15 protein-coding genes are annotated in these 17783 nt (G+C 73.9%); 7 read left to right on the top strand and 8 right to left on the bottom strand.

Translation table 11 applies throughout. The features are described 5' to 3' along the window. On the top strand, positions 1-1293 hold a 1293-nt coding region (locus FHL80_RS22205), incomplete at its 5' end, for a S1C family serine protease (protein ID WP_138735512.1). Positions 1294-1370: 77 nt separating this feature from the next. Then, entirely contained in the window at positions 1371-2666 is a 1296-nt protein-coding gene (locus FHL80_RS22200; protein WP_138735511.1) for a DUF445 domain-containing protein, read from the top strand. A gap of 152 nt (positions 2667-2818) precedes the next feature. Here the strand turns inward: FHL80_RS22200 and rlmB are convergent, their stop codons facing one another. Genes rlmB through FHL80_RS22175 form a run of 5 tightly spaced genes read right to left on the bottom strand, consistent with a single transcriptional unit; the run spans position 2819 to position 6899 of the window. Next, positions 2819-3802 carry a 23S rRNA (guanosine(2251)-2'-O)-methyltransferase RlmB gene (gene rlmB / locus FHL80_RS22195; protein WP_246078878.1) on the bottom strand — a complete coding sequence of 328 codons (984 nt, stop codon included), beginning with the start codon at positions 3800-3802 and terminating at the stop codon, positions 2819-2821. Next, positions 3784-5187, bottom strand: coding sequence for a cysteine--tRNA ligase (gene cysS / locus FHL80_RS22190; protein ID WP_138735510.1), 1404 nt, complete (start codon positions 5185-5187; stop codon positions 3784-3786). The genes rlmB and cysS overlap by 19 nt, the downstream gene beginning before the upstream one ends. After that, positions 5184-5687 carry a 2-C-methyl-D-erythritol 2,4-cyclodiphosphate synthase gene (gene ispF, locus FHL80_RS22185; protein ID WP_138735509.1) on the bottom strand — a complete coding sequence of 168 codons (504 nt, stop codon included), beginning with the start codon at positions 5685-5687 and terminating at the stop codon, positions 5184-5186. Before ispF ends, cysS begins: the two co-directional genes overlap by 4 nt. After that, positions 5684-6379 carry a 2-C-methyl-D-erythritol 4-phosphate cytidylyltransferase gene (ispD, locus tag FHL80_RS22180; protein WP_138735508.1) on the bottom strand — a complete coding sequence of 232 codons (696 nt, stop codon included), beginning with the start codon at positions 6377-6379 and terminating at the stop codon, positions 5684-5686. Before ispD ends, ispF begins: the two co-directional genes overlap by 4 nt. Before the next feature lie 37 nt (positions 6380-6416). Then, positions 6417-6899: a CarD family transcriptional regulator gene (locus FHL80_RS22175; protein WP_014738821.1), complete on the bottom strand. Its 483-nt coding sequence runs from the start codon at positions 6897-6899 to the stop codon at positions 6417-6419. Between the two features lie 123 nt (positions 6900-7022). On the opposite strand from FHL80_RS22175, the gene FHL80_RS22170 reads away from it, so the two are divergent. After that, a complete protein-coding gene (locus FHL80_RS22170; protein WP_138735507.1) occupies positions 7023-7889 on the top strand; it encodes a UbiA family prenyltransferase in 867 nt (288 codons plus the stop codon). Here the strand turns inward: FHL80_RS22170 and FHL80_RS22165 are convergent. Beyond that, positions 7886-9463 carry a cryptochrome/photolyase family protein gene (locus tag FHL80_RS22165; protein WP_216870961.1) on the bottom strand — a complete coding sequence of 526 codons (1578 nt, stop codon included), beginning with the start codon at positions 9461-9463 and terminating at the stop codon, positions 7886-7888. The genes FHL80_RS22170 and FHL80_RS22165 overlap by 4 nt on opposite strands. A gap of 105 nt (positions 9464-9568) precedes the next feature. On the opposite strand from FHL80_RS22165, the gene FHL80_RS22160 reads away from it, so the two are divergent. The 3 genes from FHL80_RS22160 (at position 9569) to disA (ending at position 12787) form a co-directional block, all read left to right on the top strand. Then, entirely contained in the window at positions 9569-10153 is a 585-nt protein-coding gene (locus tag FHL80_RS22160) for a copper chaperone PCu(A)C domain-containing protein (protein ID WP_138735506.1), read from the top strand. Positions 10154-10219: 66 nt separating this feature from the next. Then, positions 10220-11590: a DNA repair protein RadA gene (gene radA / locus FHL80_RS22155; RefSeq protein ID WP_246078877.1), complete on the top strand. Its 1371-nt coding sequence runs from the start codon at positions 10220-10222 to the stop codon at positions 11588-11590. 114 nt (positions 11591-11704) lie between these two features. After that, entirely contained in the window at positions 11705-12787 is a 1083-nt protein-coding gene (gene disA / locus FHL80_RS22150) for a DNA integrity scanning diadenylate cyclase DisA (protein WP_138735505.1), read from the top strand. A 104-nt stretch (positions 12788-12891) separates the two neighbouring features. Here disA and FHL80_RS22145 read toward each other — a convergent pair whose 3' ends face one another. Beyond that, positions 12892-13590: a MucR family transcriptional regulator gene (locus FHL80_RS22145; protein WP_138735504.1), complete on the bottom strand. Its 699-nt coding sequence runs from the start codon at positions 13588-13590 to the stop codon at positions 12892-12894. A gap of 171 nt (positions 13591-13761) precedes the next feature. Here FHL80_RS22145 and FHL80_RS22140 point away from each other — a divergent pair, with 171 nt between their 5' ends. After that, a complete protein-coding gene (locus tag FHL80_RS22140; protein WP_281283557.1) occupies positions 13762-14670 on the top strand; it encodes an HhH-GPD family protein in 909 nt (302 codons plus the stop codon). Between the two features lie 338 nt (positions 14671-15008). On the opposite strand, the gene FHL80_RS22135 is transcribed toward FHL80_RS22140, so the two are convergent. Further along, positions 15009-17552, bottom strand: a complete 2544-nt coding sequence (locus tag FHL80_RS22135; protein WP_138735503.1) for an ATP-dependent Clp protease ATP-binding subunit — start codon at positions 17550-17552, stop codon at positions 15009-15011. Positions 17553-17783: the final 231 nt, after the last annotated feature.

Here is a 17783-nt window from a genome sequence, read left to right as displayed (position 1 = left end):
CCCTTCGGGCAGCACCCCACCCAGCAGTTCGGGCAGCCCGCCGCCGCGCCGCACCAGCCGTGGCCGCCGGCCGGCTACGGGACGCCCGGGTACCACCAGGCGCACGGTCAGCCCGCCGCGGGCACGCTCCCGCCTGCCTTCCAGCCCCCGGTGCAGCCCGGTGTCCCCGCCCAGCCGTCCCGGCGACCCGGTCGCTGGCGCCTCGGCGTCGCCGCCGGCCTGGTCGGCGCTGCGCTGGTCGGTGGTGGCGCCGGTGCCGGTGTGATGGCGCTGACCGACGACGGCGGCGTGGCGACCGCCAGCGGCACGTCCGCGCAGAGCGTCGTCATCAAGGACGCCGAGAACGCCACGAGCACCACCGCGGCGGCCGCGAAGGCGGCGCCCAGCGTGGTCACCATCTACGTGAGCGCGGGCTCCGGCTCCGGTTCCGGGTCCGGCGTCGTCCTCTCCGCCGACGGCTACGTGCTGACCAACAACCACGTCGTCACGCTCGACAGCTCGACCGACCAGGCGACGGTGCAGGTGCGCACCTCCGACGGCACGCTGTACGACGCCACCGTCGTGGGCACCGACCCGACCTCCGACCTGGCCGTGGTCAAGCTGAGCGACGCCAGCGGGCTGACCCCGGCCACGTTCGCCGACTCGAGCAAGGTGCAGGTCGGTGACCTGGCGGTCGCCATCGGTGCGCCGCTGGGGCTGTCGAACACGGTGACCGACGGCATCATCAGCGCGACCAACCGTGCGGTGGCCACCGGCTCGAACACCGACCAGGCGGTGATCGACGCACTGCAGACCGACGCGGCGATCAACCCCGGCAACTCCGGCGGTGCGCTGGTCGACGCCGAGGGCCAGGTGATCGGCATCAACAGCGCCATCGCCACCGTCGCCAGCTCCGACCTGCCCGGTCAGGGAGCCGGCCAGAGCGGCAACATCGGCGTGGGCTTCGCCATCCCGGCCAACACCGCCAAGCGGATCGCCCAGCAGATCATCGACACCGGGTCGGCCACCCACGCCCTGCTGGGCGTGAACGCCACCACCGCGTCGGACAACGCCGACTCGGCGGTCGGCACCGGCGCCCAGCTGGTCTCGGTGCAGGACGGCTCCCCCGCCGCCGACGCCGGGCTCGAGGCCGGCGACGTCATCACCGCGGTGGGCGACCGGTCGGTCACCAGCTCCACCGAGCTGACCGCCGCCGTCCGCAGCGCGCAGCCCGGCGACACGGTCACCCTGACCATCCGCCGCGGCTCGGACAGCTCGAAGGTCGACGTCACGCTCGACGCCGCCTCGAACTGACGCATGACCCCTCTGCCCCCCGCCCCTCGCGAGCGCGGGGTGGGGCCCTGCAGAGGGGTGCACCTAGGCTCGGTCGGGTGCCCAGCCCGCAGCTGCCCAGCCACCAGCTGACCGTCCCCCTCACCGCCTCGCTCGACGACCCGCAGCGCGCCCGCGACCTGACGAAGATGAAGCGGCTGGCCACCGGCCTGTTCCTGCTGGCCGCGGCGGTCTTCCTGGTCTGCGTGCTGGTCGGGGACGAGGCCGGCGCCTGGGTCGGCTACGTCCGGGCGACCGCCGAGGCGTCCATGGTCGGAGCCCTGGCCGACTGGTTCGCCGTCACCGCGCTCTTCCGGCACCCGATGGGGCTGCCCATCCCGCACACCGCGATCATCCCGCGCAAGAAGGACCAGATCGGCACCAGCCTGGGCACGTTCGTGCAGGAGAACTTCCTGACCCGGCACGTGGTCGAGGAGCGGCTGGACGCCGTCGACGTCCCCGGGAAGCTGGGCGCCTTCCTGGCGGCCCCCGGGCGGGCCGAGCGGCTGGCCGGGGACGCCGGTGCGGCCCTGGGCGCGCTGAGCGACCTCATCGCCGACGACGAGGTCCAGCAGACGGTCTCCGCCTTCGTCGACCGCAAGCTGCGTGAGACCCCCGCGGCGCCGGGGTTGGCCCGGGTGATCGAGCTCGCCGTCGACGGCAACCGGCACCAGGAGGTGCTCTCGGCCGGGCTGTCCGGGCTGGCCGAGTTCCTCGCCGACAACCGGCTGGTCTTCCGCACCCGGCTGGGTGACGCCTCCCCGTCCTGGGTGCCCGACTGGGTCGACGACAAGGTGTTCGACCGGGTCTTCGAGCTGCTGCGCAGCTTCCTCGCCGAGGTCGGCGCCGACCCGGAGCACCCCGTGCGGGAGATGTACGACCGCCGGCTGCGGGCCTACGTGCACACGCTGCGCACCGACCCCGAGGCCGCCGCCCGGGTGGAGCACTTCAAGGCGGAGGTGCTCGAGCACCCCGCCGTCCGCACCTGGTCCGGCTCGCTCTGGACGACGGCGAAGAACTCCGTGCTCACCGCCGCCGCCGACCCGCACTCCGAGCTGCGGGCCCGGATGGTGTCGGTGATCCGCTCCGCCGCCCGGCTGCTGACCGACGACCCCACCGTGCGCGAGCTGGTCCAGCGGGAGGCTCGCCGCGGCGCGGGCTGGGCCGTCGAGCGCTTCGCCGGGGACGCCGCCGAGCTGGTGGGCACCACGGTGGCGCGCTGGGACACCGAGGAGACCAGCCGGCGGATCGAGCTGCAGGTCGGCCGCGACCTGCAGTGGATCCGGGTCAACGGCACCGTCGTCGGCGGGCTGGCCGGCCTGGTCATCTACACGATCGCCCAGCTGCTCAGCTGATCGACCGGGACCCTCCGGACTCCAGCACTGTCGTGAGGAGTGGGGCCCGGAGGGTCCCGCGACCGAGCGACTCAGCGGCTCCACGCGACTGGACACGGCTCCTGGCCGCGGTGCGGCCCGTCAGGGTCGCGATGTCATCGCGGTGCGGTCCGTCAGGATCGCCGTGACGACGCCGCCGCGAACAGGGCGATGCCGGCGGCGACGCTGACGTTGAGCGACTCCGTGGACCTCGTGATCGGGATGGACAGCACGACGTCGCAGCGCTCGCGGACCAGCCGCGACAGCCCGGCACCCTCGGCTCCGACCACGAGCGCGATCGGGTCGGCGAAGCCGTCGTAGTCGTGGATGCTGATGTCGCCGTCGGCGGCCAGCCCGACGGTCTGCAGCCCGGCGTCCTGGTAGGAGCCCAGCGAGCGGGCCAGGTTCGTGGCCCGGGCGACCTGCAGCCGGGCCGCGGCGCCGGCGCTGGTGCGCCAGGCCGAGCCGGTCATGCCGACCGCGCGGCGCTCGGGCACGACGACGCCGTGCGCGTCGAACGCCGCGGCCGAGCGGATGATCGCGCCCAGGTTCCGGGGGTCGGTGACGCCGTCGAGGGCGACCAGCAGCGGCGGGCGCCCGGAGTCCCGGGCGATGTCGAGCAGGTCGTCGGGGTGCGCGTACTCGTAGGGCGGCACCATCAGCCCGATGCCCTGGTGCAGCGCCCCGGCGGACATCCGGTCGAACTCGGCCTTGCCCACCTCGAGCAGCGGCAGCCCCCGGTCGGCGGCCAGCTGCACGGACTCCGTGATCCGCTCGTCGGTGCCGCCCCGCGTCGTGTCGCCGGTGACGACGTACAGCGCCGTCGCCGGGATCGCCGCACGCAGCGCCTCGAGCACCGGGTTGCGGCCGAGCAGCAGCTCGGGCTGCTCCTCGTTGCGGCGCTGGACCCGGGCCCGGTTGTCCCGGCGCGCCGCGTCGGCCTGGGCCTTCTTGTAGGCCGGGTGGTGCGGCCGGGCCGAGGCCGGCGGGGTCGCGCCCCGGCCGGCCAGGGACCGGCGGTTCTTGCCGCCGGTCCCTGCGGTGGCGGTCTTCTTGCCGGCGCCGGCCGAGCGGCCGCGTCGTTGGCTGTTGCCGGCCATCAGCTGGTCAGCTCCCATCGTGTGCCCTGGGGGGTGTCCTCGACCTGCACGCCCAGGGCGCCGAGCTGGTTCCGGATCGCGTCAGCTGACGCGTAGTCCTTGCGGGCCCGAGCGGCGGTGCGCTGCTCGAGGGCGAGCTGCACGAGGCCGTCGGTGACGTCGACGAGGCGCTCGTCGCCGCCGGCGCCGGCCCACTGCGGGTCGAGCGGGTCCAGCCCCAGGACGCCGAGCATCGCCCGGACCGAGCCCAGCGCGGCGGCGACGCCCTCGTGGTCGTCGGCGGCCAGGGCGGTGTTGCCGGCGGTGACCGCCTCGTGCACGGCGGCGACGGCGGCCGGGGTGGCCAGGTCGTCGTCCATCGCCGCGGTGAAGGCCTCGGCGAGCACCGGCTTGCCGGCGTCCGCACCGACCCGCTCGGCGGCCCGGCGGACGAAGGACTCCAGCCGCCGGTAGGCGACCCCGGCCTCCTCGAGCGCGGCCTCGGTGAACTCGATCGTCGAGCGGTAGTGCGGGGCCACCAGGTAGTACCGCAGCTCCACCGGGCGCACCCGCTGGACGACCTCGTCGACCAGCAGCGTGTTGCCCAGCGACTTGCTCATCTTCTCGCCGCCCATGGTCACCCAGGCGTTGTGCAGCCAGTACCGGGCGAACCCGTGCCCGGCGGCCCGCGACTGGGCCCGCTCGTTCTCGTGGTGCGGGAAGCGCAGGTCCAGCCCGCCGCCGTGCACGTCGAACTCCGGCCCCAGGTACTTCTCCGCCATCGCCGAGCACTCCAGGTGCCAGCCCGGCCGGCCCCGGCCCCACGGCGTCGGCCACGACGCGGTCTCCGGCTCGCCGGGCTTGTGCGCCTTCCACAGCGCGAAGTCGCGGGGATCGCGCTTGCGCTCGTCGGTCTCGGTGTCCGCGGCCGGCTGCAGCTCACCGAGCCGCTGCCCGGACAGCTCGCCGTAACCGGGGAAGGACCGGACGTCGAAGTAGACGTCCCCGTCGACGGCGTAGGCGTGGCCGCGGTCGATGAGCCGGCCGATCAGCTCGACCATCTCCGGCACGTGCCCGGTCGCCCGCGGCTCGTACGTCGGCGGGAGGGTCCCCAGCACCTCGTAGGCGCGGGTGGCGGCCCGCTCGTTCTCGTACGCCCAGGCCCACCACGGCTCACCGGCGGCCGCGGACTTGGCCAGGATCTTGTCGTCGACGTCGGTGACGTTGCGGACGTAGGTGACCTCGTGGCCGTTGTGCTCCAGCCAGCGCCGGAGCACGTCGAAGGCCAGCGCGAAGCGCACGTGCCCGATGTGCGGTGGGCCCTGCACCGTCAGGCCGCAGACGTACACGGAGACCTGTCCTGCACGCAGGGGCGTGAAGTCGCGCACGGCACGTGCGGCCGTGTCGTACAGGCGGAGGGTCACCCTGCGGATTCTACGGGCGGCGCACCAGTGCTCCGGACCACGAGCGCGGTGGCCACCGCCGCCCGCCCCTCACCACGCCCGGTGAGCCCCAGGCCGTCGGTCGTGGTCGCGGTGACGCTGACCGGTGCGCCGAGGGCCGCCGACAGCACGGCCTCGGCCTCGGCCCGGCGCGGCGCGGCCTTGGGGGTGGTGCCGATGAGCTGCACGGAGGCGTTGCCGACCTCCCAACCGGCGGCGGCCAGCACCTCCCGGACGTGGGCGAGCACATCGGCACCGCGGGCACCGGCCCAGTGCGGGTCGTCGGTGCCGAGCAGGCCGCCGATGTCGCCGAGCCCGGCGGCCGAGAGCACGGCGTCGGTGAGGGCGTGCGCGACGACGTCGCCGTCGGAGTGCCCGGCGCAGCCGTCGGCGCCCGGCCACTCCAGCCCGGCCAGCCAGCAGGCACGACCGGCCTCGATCGGGTGGACGTCGGTGCCGATCCCCACCCGCGGCAGGCTCATGCCCGCACCTGCGTCACTCGCTCACCCGTCGCCTGCACGGTCAGCTCCGCCAGCGCCAGGTCGTGCGCCACGGTGATCTTGGCGGCGCGCTCGTCGCCGGCGACCGTGTGCACCGGGATGCCGGCGGCGCGGACCACCGAGGCGTCGTCGGTGAACTCCGCCGCGGCGCCGTGCGCCGCGGCGTAGGCGTCGACCAGGGTCGCCCGGTCGAACCCCTGCGGGGTCTGCACCCGGCGGAGGTGGGCGCGGGCGACGTCGGCAGCGACCACGCCGTCGTCGTCGACCACCACGGTGGTGTCCACGACCGGCAGCACCGGGACGACGGCGGCCACGCCTCCGGACAGCGCCGCCAGCACCCGGGCGACGACGTCCGGCGGGGTCAGCGGCCGCGCGGCGTCGTGGACCAGGACGGCGTCGGCGTGCTCCCGTGCGGCGGCCAGTGCGGCCCGGACGGAGGCGGTGCGGGTGTCCCCGCCGAGGACGACGTGCACGTCGCCGGGGAGGACGGCGGTGAAGGCGGCGCGCTGCGGCTCCGGGACGGCGACCACGACCTCGGCCACCCCGCCGGCGCGCAACGAGTCGACGGCCCAGCAGACCAGGGGGCGGCCACCGAGCGGGACCAGCGCCTTGGGCAGTGCTGCCCCCAGACGCAGACCACTCCCGGCCGCTGCGACGATGCCGACAGCGTGCACGGGAGTGGTCTGGGTGTCTCAGGGGTGGAGCAGGGGATCAGGAGGCGAGGACCTCGTCGAGCAGCAGCTCGGCCTTGTCCTCGTTGGTCCCCTCGGCCAGCGCGAGCTCGCTGACCAGGATCTGACGGGCCTTGGACAGCATCCGCTTCTCGCCCGCGGACAGGCCGCGGTCCTTGTCGCGCCGCCAGAGGTCACGCACGACCTCGGCGACCTTGTTCACGTCCCCGGAGGCCAGCTTCTCGAGGTTGGCCTTGTAGCGCCGGGACCAGTTGGTCGGCTCCTCGGTGTGCGGCGCGCGCAGCACCTCGAAGACCTTGTTCAGGCCGTCCTGGCCGACGACGTCGCGGACGCCGACGATCTCGGCGTTGTCAGCCGGCACGCGCACGGTCAGGTCGCCCTGGGCGACCTTGAGCACGAGGTAACGCTTTTCGACACCCTTGATGGTCCGCTGCTCGATCGCCTCGATGAGCGCAGCGCCGTGGTGCGGGTAGACAACGGTCTCGCCAACAGTGAAGCCCATGTGGATGTGACCCCTTTCGCTGACTCCAGGTTACCACGGCAGAATGCCGTCCGGCTCGGCGAAGTCCGACAAACGTGCAGGTCAGCGGCCCGGCCGAGGTCAACTCGCTCTTGACAGGAGACGGTGGGTGTGCAGGTGACCGACGCCGCGGGGCGCAGGGACCCGGTGCGGCGCGGGGTCGCACTGGCCCGCGCGACGCACCTCGAGCCGGCCCTGGCGGTGAGCACCGTCGCCGTCCTGCTCGCGGTCGCCGCCGAGGTCGGCCCGGAACGCACCGTCCTCCTCGGCGCGGCCGTCCTCGCAGGTCAGGCCTCCATCGGCTGGTGCAACGACTGGCTGGACGCCGACCGGGACCGCGCGGTCGGCCGGCAGGACAAACCGGTCGTCCAGGGCGTCGTCACGCCGGCGACGCTGCGCACCGCGGCGCTGGTCGCGGTCACCGTCGCCGTCGTCCTGTCGCTGCTGCTGGGCGTCGTCCCCGGCCTGCTGCTGCTGGTGCTCGTCGGCAGCGGCTGGGCCTACGACGCCGGGCTCAAGCGGACGGCGCTCTCCCCCCTGCCCTACCTGACCGGCTTCGGCGCCCTGCCCGCGGGCGTGGTCGCCGCGGCGCCGGGCACGCCGGGCGCGCCGTGGTGGCTGGTCGGCGCCGGCGCGGCGCTGGGCGGCGCCGCGCACGTGGCCAACGTGGCCCCCGACGTCGCCGACGACCTCGCCACCGGGGTCCGCGGCCTGCCGCACCGGGTGGGCCCGGTGCCCTCGGCGATCGCCGGCGCGGTGCTGCTGGGCGTGGCGTCGCTGCTGCTGGTGCTCGGCCCCGACGGGCCGCCCAGCGCCCTGGGCTGGGTGGCCGGCGTGCTCGCCGCGCCGGCGGTCGTGGTGGCCGCGCTGGCCGGCAGCCCACGGGCCCGGCGGCTCGCCTTCCCCGCCGTGATGCTGCTGACCGTGCTCGACGTCGTCCTGCTGCTCGCCGGCGGCGCCGCGCCGGGTTAGGGCGCGTCGGTGCCGCGCAGCCGTTCCTGCTCGACGACCTCCTCCAGGCCCTTCAGCCGGCCCAGCCCCGCCAGTGGCTGGCGCATCCGCCGGTTGCCGGCCAGCCGCTCCCGGTTGCGCTCCAGGAAGGCCCAGTAACCGGCCGTGTAGGGGCAGGCGTCCTCGCCGAGGCGCTTCTTCGGGTCGTACCGGCAGCCGCCGCAGTAGTCGCTCATCCGGTCGATGTAGGCGCCACCCGCCGCGTAGGGCTTGGTGGCCAGCACCCCGCCGTCGCCGTGCTGGCTCATCCCGACGACGTTGGCGACCATCACCCAGTCGTAGCCGTCGACGAAGACGCGGTGGAACCAGTCGGTCATCGCCAGCGGCCGGATGCCGCGCTGCAGCGCGTAGTTGCCCAGCACCATCAGCCGCGGGATGTGGTGCACCCAGCCGCGGTCGCGCACGTCGGCGACGACGGAGGACAGGCAGTTGGCGTCGATCGCCCCGGCGTCCAGCTCGCCGAGCCAGTCCGGCACCTCCTCGGTCGCGGCCAGCGCGTTGCCGTGCCGGTACTCCCGGCCCAGCTGCCAGTACAGGTGCCAGATCCAGTCCCGCCAGCCCATCACCTGCCGCACGAAGCCCTCGACGGAGTTCAGCGGCAGCGGGTCGCCGGCCGCGACGGAGTCCCGCCACGCCTGCTCGGCCCGGTGCACGACGTCGGCCGGGTCGACCAGCCCCAGGTTCAGCGACGCCGACAGCATCGAGTGCGCCAGCCACGGGTCCCCGGCCAGCATGGCGTCCTCGTGCGGCCCGAACGCCCGCAGCCGGTGGGTGAGGAAGTCGGTCAGCCGCTCCTCGGTCTCGGCGGCCGTGACCGGGAACGACCGGGGGCCGTCGTCGCCGACGAACGCCACGTCCCCGTCGGCCACCCAGCGGTCCAGGTCGGCGCGGACCTGCTCGTCGATCTCGTCCTCGACCGGCAGCCAGGGTGCCGGCACCGGGACCCGACCGTCGGCCGGCGGCGGCTCCCGGTTGTCGTGGTCGAGGTTCCAGGTGCCACCGGCCGGTTCCGCGCCGTCCATGAGGACGTCGTGCACGCGCCGGGCCGTGCGGTAGAAGTCGTCCATCAGCAGCCGCTCCCGCGTGCGGCCACCCGCCCAGCGCCGGAAGTCGGCCTGCCGGGTGACGAACCCACGCGCCTCGAGGACGGTCACGCCCGGACGGCGCAGCACGAAGTCGCGGGCCGGCCAGGTGGTCGGCGCGCACACCGACAGCGGCCCGGGCACCTGGTCCAGCGCCTCGGCGTAGGTGTCGGTCTGCAGGAAGAGCGCCTGGTCGCCGAGCTCGGCCGCGCGGTGCCGGAGGGCCGACAGCAGCAGGTGCGCCTTCTGCCGGTGGAACCGGCGCCGGCGGAAGACCGCCCGCGACTCGACCAGCAGCACCGGCTGGTCCGGCGCGTCCAGGAAGTGCGGCCCCAACTGGTCGGCGAACAGCCACCGCCGGGTGTCCGGAGCCTGCGCAGGGAAGTCGCCGAGCGCGGGGTCCCCGTCGCCCGGCATCTCCCCGCCGCCACCGCTGCCCGCCCCTGCCGCCATCTGCCGCACCTCCCAGCGGACATCCTGTGCGGACCGTTAGGCTCAGCGCGACTCGTGTCACCGGAGCACTCGGTGACCGGCACGTCCTCTGGAGGTCGACCCCCTGTGAACCGCGGACTGCGCGCTGCCGCGACGGCTGCCCTGTTGCTCACCCCCGTGGCGCTGGGCGCCTGCAGCGCCGGCCAGGTCGCCCAGACCTCCGCGCAGAACCGGGACAAGACCGGCGCCATGACCAGCGTCGGCGACCTGTCCCTGCGCGCGGTCGAGCTGCCCTACCCGACCGGCGGGGTGTACGCGAAGGGGAGCAGCGCCCGGCTGCTGGCCGCGGTGGCCAGCTCCGCCCAGACCGACGACACGCTGGTCCGCATCGAGGGTGACCAGTTCGACAGCGTCGAGGTCGTCGACCCCGAGGCCGCCACGGAACCCGCCACCAACAGCGGCTCGCTCGACCTCGCGGTCCCGGCCGACGGGATCCTGTACCTCGGCAACGGCACCGGCCCCTCGGTGACCCTGGTCGGGCTCGCCGACGACCTGGGCGTGGGCCAGTCGGTCAACGTGACCTTCACCTTCGAGCAGGCCGGCTCGGTCACCATCCCGGTCCCGGTCGGCACGTCCCCCCGCGACCTGCCCCGCGGCGAGCCGTTCGACTTCCACACCGAGCAGGGCGTGGAGCAGCAGGCGGGCGGCTGAGCCGGTGGGCTCCGGCCCCCTCGGCGCGTCCCCCGGACTGTCGTACCCGGCTGCCACGCTGACGGCGTGCCAGCATCCGGTGTGAAGTCCACCCGTCCCGCCCATCGCTGTACCGAGTGCGGCTACACCGCGGCGAAGTGGGTCGGCCGCTGCCCGGAGTGCCAGACCTGGGGCAGCATCACCGAGGTCGGCGCGGTCGGCTCCTCCCCGCTGCGGTCGGTCTCGGCCGGTCCGGTCAGTGCCAGGGCCCGGCCGATCGGCCAGGTCGAGCTGGCCGGCGCGCGGGCCGTGCCCACCGGGATCACCGAGTTCGACCGCGTGCTCGGCGGCGGCCTGGTGCCCGGGGCGCTGCTGCTGGTCGCCGGCGAGCCGGGCGTGGGCAAGTCCACGTTGCTGCTGGAGGTCGCCCACCGGGTGGCCGCCGCCAACGGGCCGACCTTGGTCGTCTCCGGCGAGGAGTCCGCGGCCCAGGTGCGGCTGCGCGCCGAGCGGATCGGCGCGCTGCACGACGACCTCTACCTCGCCGCCGAGACCGAGCTGTCCGCCGTCCTCGCCCACGTGGAGGACGTCGCCCCCACGCTGCTCGTGCTCGACAGCGTGCAGACCGTCCGCTCCCCCGCCGTCGACGGCACCGACGGCGGCGCCACCCAGGTCCGCGCCGTCGCGACCGGGCTGAGCGCGGTGGCCCGCAGCCGGAACATGACCGTGATCCTGGTCGGCCACGTCACCAAGGACGGCGCGATCGCCGGCCCGCGGGCGCTGGAGCACCTCGTCGACGTGGTGATCTCCTTCGACGGCGAGCGGCACTCCACCCTGCGCCTGGTGCGGGCCACCAAGAACCGGTTCGGTCCGGCCGACGAGATCGGCTGCTTCGAGATCGGTGACGGTGGCGTGGTCGGCGTCCCGGACCCCTCCCACCTGTTCGTCTCCCGCCGGTCCGCCCCGGTGCCCGGCAGCTGCGTCACCGTGACGATGGAGGGGAGCCGGCCGCTGCTGGCCGAGGTGCAGGCGCTGGTCGCCTCCTCCGGTGGCGGGGGCTCGCCGCGTCGCGCCGTCAGCGGGCTGGACTCCCAGCGGGTGGCGATGGTCAACGCCGTCGTCGAGCGCCGCGGCGGCGTGCGGCTGGCCGACGCCGACGTCTTCGCCGCCTCGGTCGGTGGGGTGCGGATCATCGAGCCGGCCGCCGACCTCGCCCTCGCGCTGGCCATCGCCTCGGCGTCCAAGGACCGCCCGGTGCCCTCGGGGCTGATCGCGCTGGGCGAGGTCGGGCTGTCCGGCGAGATCCGCCGGGTCGGTGGCACCGCCCGGCGGCTGGCCGAGGCCGCCCGGCAGGGCTACACGTCCGCGCTGGTCCCGGAGGACTCGGGCCCGGCACCCAAGGGCATGCGGCTGGTCGAGGTGGCCGACCTCGGGGGCGCGATCGCGCGCCTGTGGTGACTCTCCGGTACCGCCGAGCGGCCGGGCCACACGCTCGGAGGACCCGAGGTGGTCGGCGCCTCGTGCTCGCATCGTAGAATCGGCCGCCGTACCGCCCGACCGTCAGGAGCGCACGTGCCCCCCGCTGTGGACCCTGAGGCCTCGTTGCGGGAACTGCTCGGCCGGATCGCCCCCGGTACCGCTCTCCGGGACGGTCTGGAGCGGATCCTGGCCGGCCGGACCGGAGCGCTCATCGTCCTCGGCTACGACCGTGTCGTCGAGTCGTTGTGCACCGGCGGCTTCGCCCTCGACGTGGCCCTGTCGGCCACCCGGCTGCGCGAGCTGGCCAAGATGGACGGCGCGGTGATCGTCTCCTACGACGGCACCCGGATCGTCCGGGCCGGTGTGCACCTGATGCCCGACCCCACGATCCCGACCGAGGAGTCCGGCACCCGGCACCGGACCGCCGAGCGGGTGGCGCTGCAGACCGACTTCCCGGTGATCTCGGTCAGCCAGTCGATGCACATCATCTCGGTCTACGTGGCCGGCCGCCGGTACACCCTGGAGCACCCGACCACGATCCTGGCCCGGGCCAACCAGGCGCTGGCCGCGCTCGAGCGCTACAAGCTGCGGCTGGACGAGGTCGCCTCCACGCTGTCGGCGCTGGAGATCGAGGACCTGGTCACCGTGCGGGACGCGATGAGCGTCAGCCAGCGGCTGGAGATGGTCCGCCGGATCGCCGACGAGATCGAGGGCTTCGTCGTCGAGCTCGGTACCGACGGCCGGCTGCTCGCCCTGCAGCTGGACGAGATGCTCGCCGGCGTCGAGGAGGACCGCGGGCTCCTGGTCCGCGACTACCTGCCCAGCGGCCGCCACAACCGCTCCGGCGAGGAGGTGCTCGCCGACCTGCGGGCCCTGACCGCCACCGAGCTGCTCGACCTCTCGGCGGTCGCCCGGTGCTACGGCCTGCCCACCTCCCCGGATGCGCTGGACTCCCCGGTCAGCCCCCGCGGCTACCGGCTGCTGGCCCGGGTGCCCCGGCTGCCGGCCGGGATCATCGACCGCCTGGTGACGCACTTCGGCGGGCTGCAGAAGCTGCTGGCGGCCACCATCGAGGACCTGCTGGCCGTGGAGGGCGTCGGCGAGGCCCGCGCCCGCGGCATCCGCGAGGGGCTGTCCCGGCTCGCCGAGACCTCGATCCTCGACCGCTACAGCTGACCGCCCGAGCGGGTCGGCATGCGGAGCATCCCGACCTTCGCTCGGGCGGGACCAAGAGAACGCTCGGCGGAGCCGGGACCGCGCAGTTCCACACCGCAGGTGCGTCAGGTGAGGGTGAAGGCCGCATCGCCGCTGGTCTTGGTGTCCAGCCGGCCGCGGACGACGTAGCTGCCCGCACCGGGCGTCGTCCGGTCGGCCGTGCAGCCGGGGGCGCTGCTCAGCCCGCTCCAGAGCACCGGGAACACGACAGCCTCCCCCGGCTGCAGCGTCCGGGTGTCCGAGCTCGCCTCGGGGAAGCAGTCGTTGCTGCCCCACAGCCGGTTGCCCGCACCGTCGAGCAGCACGATCTCCTGCAGGCCCTTGTCCAGCGCCCGCACGCAGGCGACCGGCGACACGTTGGTGACCACGAGGTCGAACGTCGGCTTGCCGCCCACCGGGCTGCTCGCGGGCTCCGGGCGGACGTCGACCTCGATCATGTCGTCGGTGCACGGTCCCCCGGCGACCGGGCCGGACGGCGCTGCGCTGGTGACCGGCGCGGGGGCCGGCGTCGTCGGGACCGCGGTGGGGACCTGGACGGCGGCCAGCGACGGCAGCACCTGTTCCAGCGCGGGCGTCGGTGCGTCGCTGGTCGCCCCGGCTGCCGCCACCGTGCCCGGGGCCGGGTCCGACCCCCCGGGGTCACCGCTCGCGACGGCGACGCCGAGCCAGCCACCTCCGCCGAGCACGCCCAGGGTGCCGACGAGCACCAGCAGGCGCCGCCGCCAGTAGACGGCGGTGGGCAGCGGGCCGACCGGGTGGAGCACGTGGCGACGCTAACCGGCGGTAAGCCCGGCGGCCGCACGCCACGCCACGCCAGACTGCAGCCCGTCTGCGCAGGTCACACGGTTGTGACTGGATCCACCGGCCCGGTCACCCACCGTGGTGGACGGGTCCGGCGCGGGCCTCGTGGGCGAGCGAGGGCAGACTGGGCGGCCGTGAGCAGCACGTCCCCCGCACCCCCCTCCCTCGGTCCGACCGACGAGCCGGTGGGTGAGGTGGTCGTCGACTGGTACGCCGGTGCGGCGCGGGACCTCCCGTGGCGGGAGCCGGGCACCGACCCGTGGGCCGTCCTGGTCAGCGAGGTGATGCTGCAGCAGACCCCGGTGGCGCGCGTGGAGCCCGTCTGGCGGGAGTGGCTGGACCGGTGGCCCACCCCCGCGGCGATGGCGGCAGCGAGCCCGGCGGAGGTGATCCGGGCCTGGGGCAAGCTCGGCTATCCCCGCCGGGCGCTGCGCCTGCGGGAGGCGGCCGTGGCGATCACCGAACGGCACGCCGGCGTCGTCCCCGCCGAGGTCGACGAACTGGAGGCGCTGCCCGGGATCGGGACGTACACCGCTCGCGCCGTCTCCTGCTTCGGCCACGGACGACGTCAGCCGGTGGTGGACACCAACGTCCGTCGGGTCGTCGCCCGGCTGGTGCACGGACGAGCCGAGGCGGCGCCCGCCCGCGCCGCCGACCTGCTGGACATCGCCGCGCTGGCCCCCGCGGACGACGAGCGGGCGGTGCGCTTCTCGGTGGCCGTCATGGAGCTGGGGGCGCTGGTCTGCGTGGCCGGGACGCCCCGCTGCGCCGCCTGCCCGGTGTGCGACCGCTGCGCCTGGCGACGCGCCGGGTACCCGGCGCACGCCGGTCCGCCGCGGCGGGTGCAGCGCTTCGCCGGCACCGACCGGCAGGTGCGGGGTCGGCTGCTGGACGTCCTGCGGGCCGCGCACGAGCCGGTCGAGCCCGACGCCCTGGTCCCTGCCTGGGAGGACCCCGTCCAGCGCGCCCGCTGCCTGGACTCGCTGCTGGTCGACGGTCTCGTCGTCCAGACCGAGGACGGCCGGTTCGCCCTGCCCTCCTGACGGACGGGGCAGCGGGGTCTGCCCTCAGCGGCGGGGTCGCCGGGGCGGGGTGCGGTCGCGGAGCGTGAGCAGGGCACCGACCAGGAGGGCGACCACGGCCACCGCGTCGGCCCCGCCGCAGGGGCCGGCTGCGCGCCTGCGAGCGGTGGGGGGCGGCGGGGTCCTTCGACCGATCATGGCGGCGGTGATCAGCAGCCCGCCGTGGACCGGCGTCCGCATCGGGTGGTCACCACGTGCCGTGCCGCCGTCCTCGCTGGTGGTCGATCGGCCCGAGCGACCACAGAGGGCCGCCACCCGCGGTGCGGGTGACGGCCCTCTGTGCCGTGCTGGCCTCCGGGTTACTCGGCGGCCTGCGCCGCCGGACCGTCGTCGTCCACGTCGGGGGCCGTGAGGGCCACCGGCGGGGTGTCGGGCAGGTCGACCGGCTTGGCCTCACCGCGGAAGGTGAAGGTCGACGCGGTCGGGTCCGCGTTCTCCTCGACATCCACCACGATGATCTGCCCGGAGGTGATCTCGCCGTAGAGGATCTTCTCGGAGAGCGTGTCCTCGATCTCGCGCTGGATCGTCCGACGCAGCGGACGAGCACCCAGCACCGGGTCGAACCCACGGGCCGCCAGCAGCTTCTTCGCCGCCGGGGTGACCTCGAGCGACATGTCCTTGTTCGACAGCTGCGTCTCCACCCGGTTGAGCATCAGGTCGACGATGTGGACGATCTCGTCCTCGGTCAGCTGGTGGAACACGACGATGTCGTCGATGCGGTTGAGGAACTCCGGCCGGAAGTGCTGCTTGAGCTCCTCGTTGACCTTCTGCTTCATCCGGTCGTAGTTGCTGGCCGTGTCGTTCCCGGACTGGAAGCCCAGGCCGACCGCCTTGGAGATGTCCCGCGTCCCGAGGTTCGTGGTCAGGATCAGGATCGTGTTCTTGAAGTCCACGATCCGGCCCTGGCCGTCGGTCAGCCGGCCGTCCTCCAGCACCTGCAGCAGCGTGTTGAAGACATCGGCGTGCGCCTTCTCGATCTCGTCGAAGAGGACCACCGAGAACGGCTTGCGCCGGACCTTCTCGGTCAGCTGGCCACCCTCGTCGTAACCGACGTAGCCGGGAGGGGCACCCACGAGCCGCGACACGGTGAACTTGTCGTGGAACTCGCCCATGTCGATCTGGATGAGGGCGTCGTCCTCACCGAACAGGAACTGGGCCAGCGCCTTCGCCAGCTCCGTCTTACCGACACCCGAGGGGCCGGCGAAGATGAAGGAGCCACCGGGACGACGGGGGTCCTTGAGGCCCGCCCGCGTGCGCCGGATCGCCTGGCTGACGCTCTTGATGGCCTCTTCCTGGCCGATGATCCGCTTGTGGAGCTCGTCCTCCATGCGCAGGAGGCGAGTGGTCTCCTCCTCGGTCAGCTTGAAGACCGGGATGCCCGTCCAGTTCGCCAGGACCTCGGCGATCTGCTCGTCGTCGACCTCGGCGACGACGTCCATGTCGCCGGCCTTCCACTGCTTCTCGCGCTCGGACTTCTCGCCCAGCAGCTGCTTCTCCTTGTCGCGGAGAGACGCGGCCTTCTCGAAGTCCTGGGCGTCGATCGCCGACTCCTTCTCGCGGCGGATGCCGGCGATCCGGTCGTCGAACTCGCGCAGGTCCGGCGGCGCGGTCATCCGCTTGATCCGCATCCGGGCGCCGGCCTCGTCGATCAGGTCGATCGCCTTGTCCGGGAGGAAGCGGTCGGAGATGTACCGGTCGGCCAGCGTCGCGGCGGCCACCAGGGCGCTGTCGGTGATGCTGATCCGGTGGTGCGCCTCGTAGCGGTCGCGCAGGCCCTTGAGGATCTCGATCGTGTGGGCCAGCGTCGGCTCGCTCACCTGGATCGGCTGGAACCGGCGCTCGAGAGCGGCGTCCTTCTCCAGGTGCTTGCGGTACTCGTCGAGCGTGGTGGCGCCGATGGTCTGCAGCTCACCGCGGGCCAGCATCGGCTTGAGGATGCTCGCCGCGTCGATCGCGCCCTCGGCAGCACCGGCACCGACGAGGGTGTGGATCTCGTCGATGAACAGGATGATGTCGCCGCGGGTGCGGATCTCCTTGAGGACCTTCTTGAGCCGCTCCTCGAAGTCACCGCGGTAGCGGGAACCGGCGACGAGGGCACCGAGGTCGAGCGTGTAGAGCTGCTTGTCCTTCAGCGTCTCGGGCACCTCGCCCTTGACGATCGCCTGGGCCAGGCCCTCGACGGCGGCGGTCTTGCCGACGCCGGGCTCGCCGATCAGGACGGGGTTGTTCTTGGTGCGGCGGGACAGCACCTGCATGACCCGCTCGATCTCCTTGGCCCGGCCGATGACCGGGTCGAGCTTGCCGTCGCGGGCGGCCTGGGTCAGGTTGCGGCCGAACTGGTCGAGGACCAGCGAGGTCGACGGCGTGCCCTCGGCAGGGCCGCCGGCAGCGGCCGGCTCCTTGCCCTGGTAGCCGCTCAGCAGCTGGATGACCTGCTGGCGGACGCGGTTGAGGTCGGCACCCAGCTTGACCAGGACCTGGGCGGCGACGCCCTCGCCCTCGCGGATCAGGCCCAGCAGGATGTGCTCGGTACCGATGTAGTTGTGGCCGAGCTGCAGCGCCTCGCGCAGCGACAGCTCCAGGACCTTCTTGGCACGCGGGGTGAAGGGGATGTGCCCGGACGGCGCCTGCTGGCCCTGCCCGATGATCTCCTCGACCTGCTGACGCACGCCCTCCAGCGAGATGCCGAGGGACTCCAGCGCCTTGGCAGCGACGCCCTCGCCCTCGTGGATCAAGCCCAGGAGGATGTGCTCGGTGCCGATGTAGTTGTGGTTGAGCATCCGGGCCTCTTCCTGGGCCAGGACGACCACCCGACGGGCTCGGTCGGTGAACCGTTCGAACATCTGCTGCTTCTCCTCTGACCGGCTGGACCTGCTGTGCTCGTGCCCCCTCGCAGGGGACGGTGGACACCCGACGTTCGTCGGCGCGCTGGGCACCGGTCGCTCCACTGTAGTTCGCACCACCCACCCGGCGTCGAGATGATGCTGTCGGACCGGCGGGGTGGCTCGATGGAGACAACTGTCGTCCCACTGAGGCTGTTCCGCCGCCTTTACGCCGTCAGCGGACGCCTGCCC

The organism is Modestobacter excelsi, from assembly GCF_005930495.1.
Taxonomy (GTDB): domain Bacteria; phylum Actinomycetota; class Actinomycetes; order Mycobacteriales; family Geodermatophilaceae; genus Modestobacter; species Modestobacter excelsi.
This window is presented reverse-complemented; position numbering and strand designations above follow the sequence as displayed.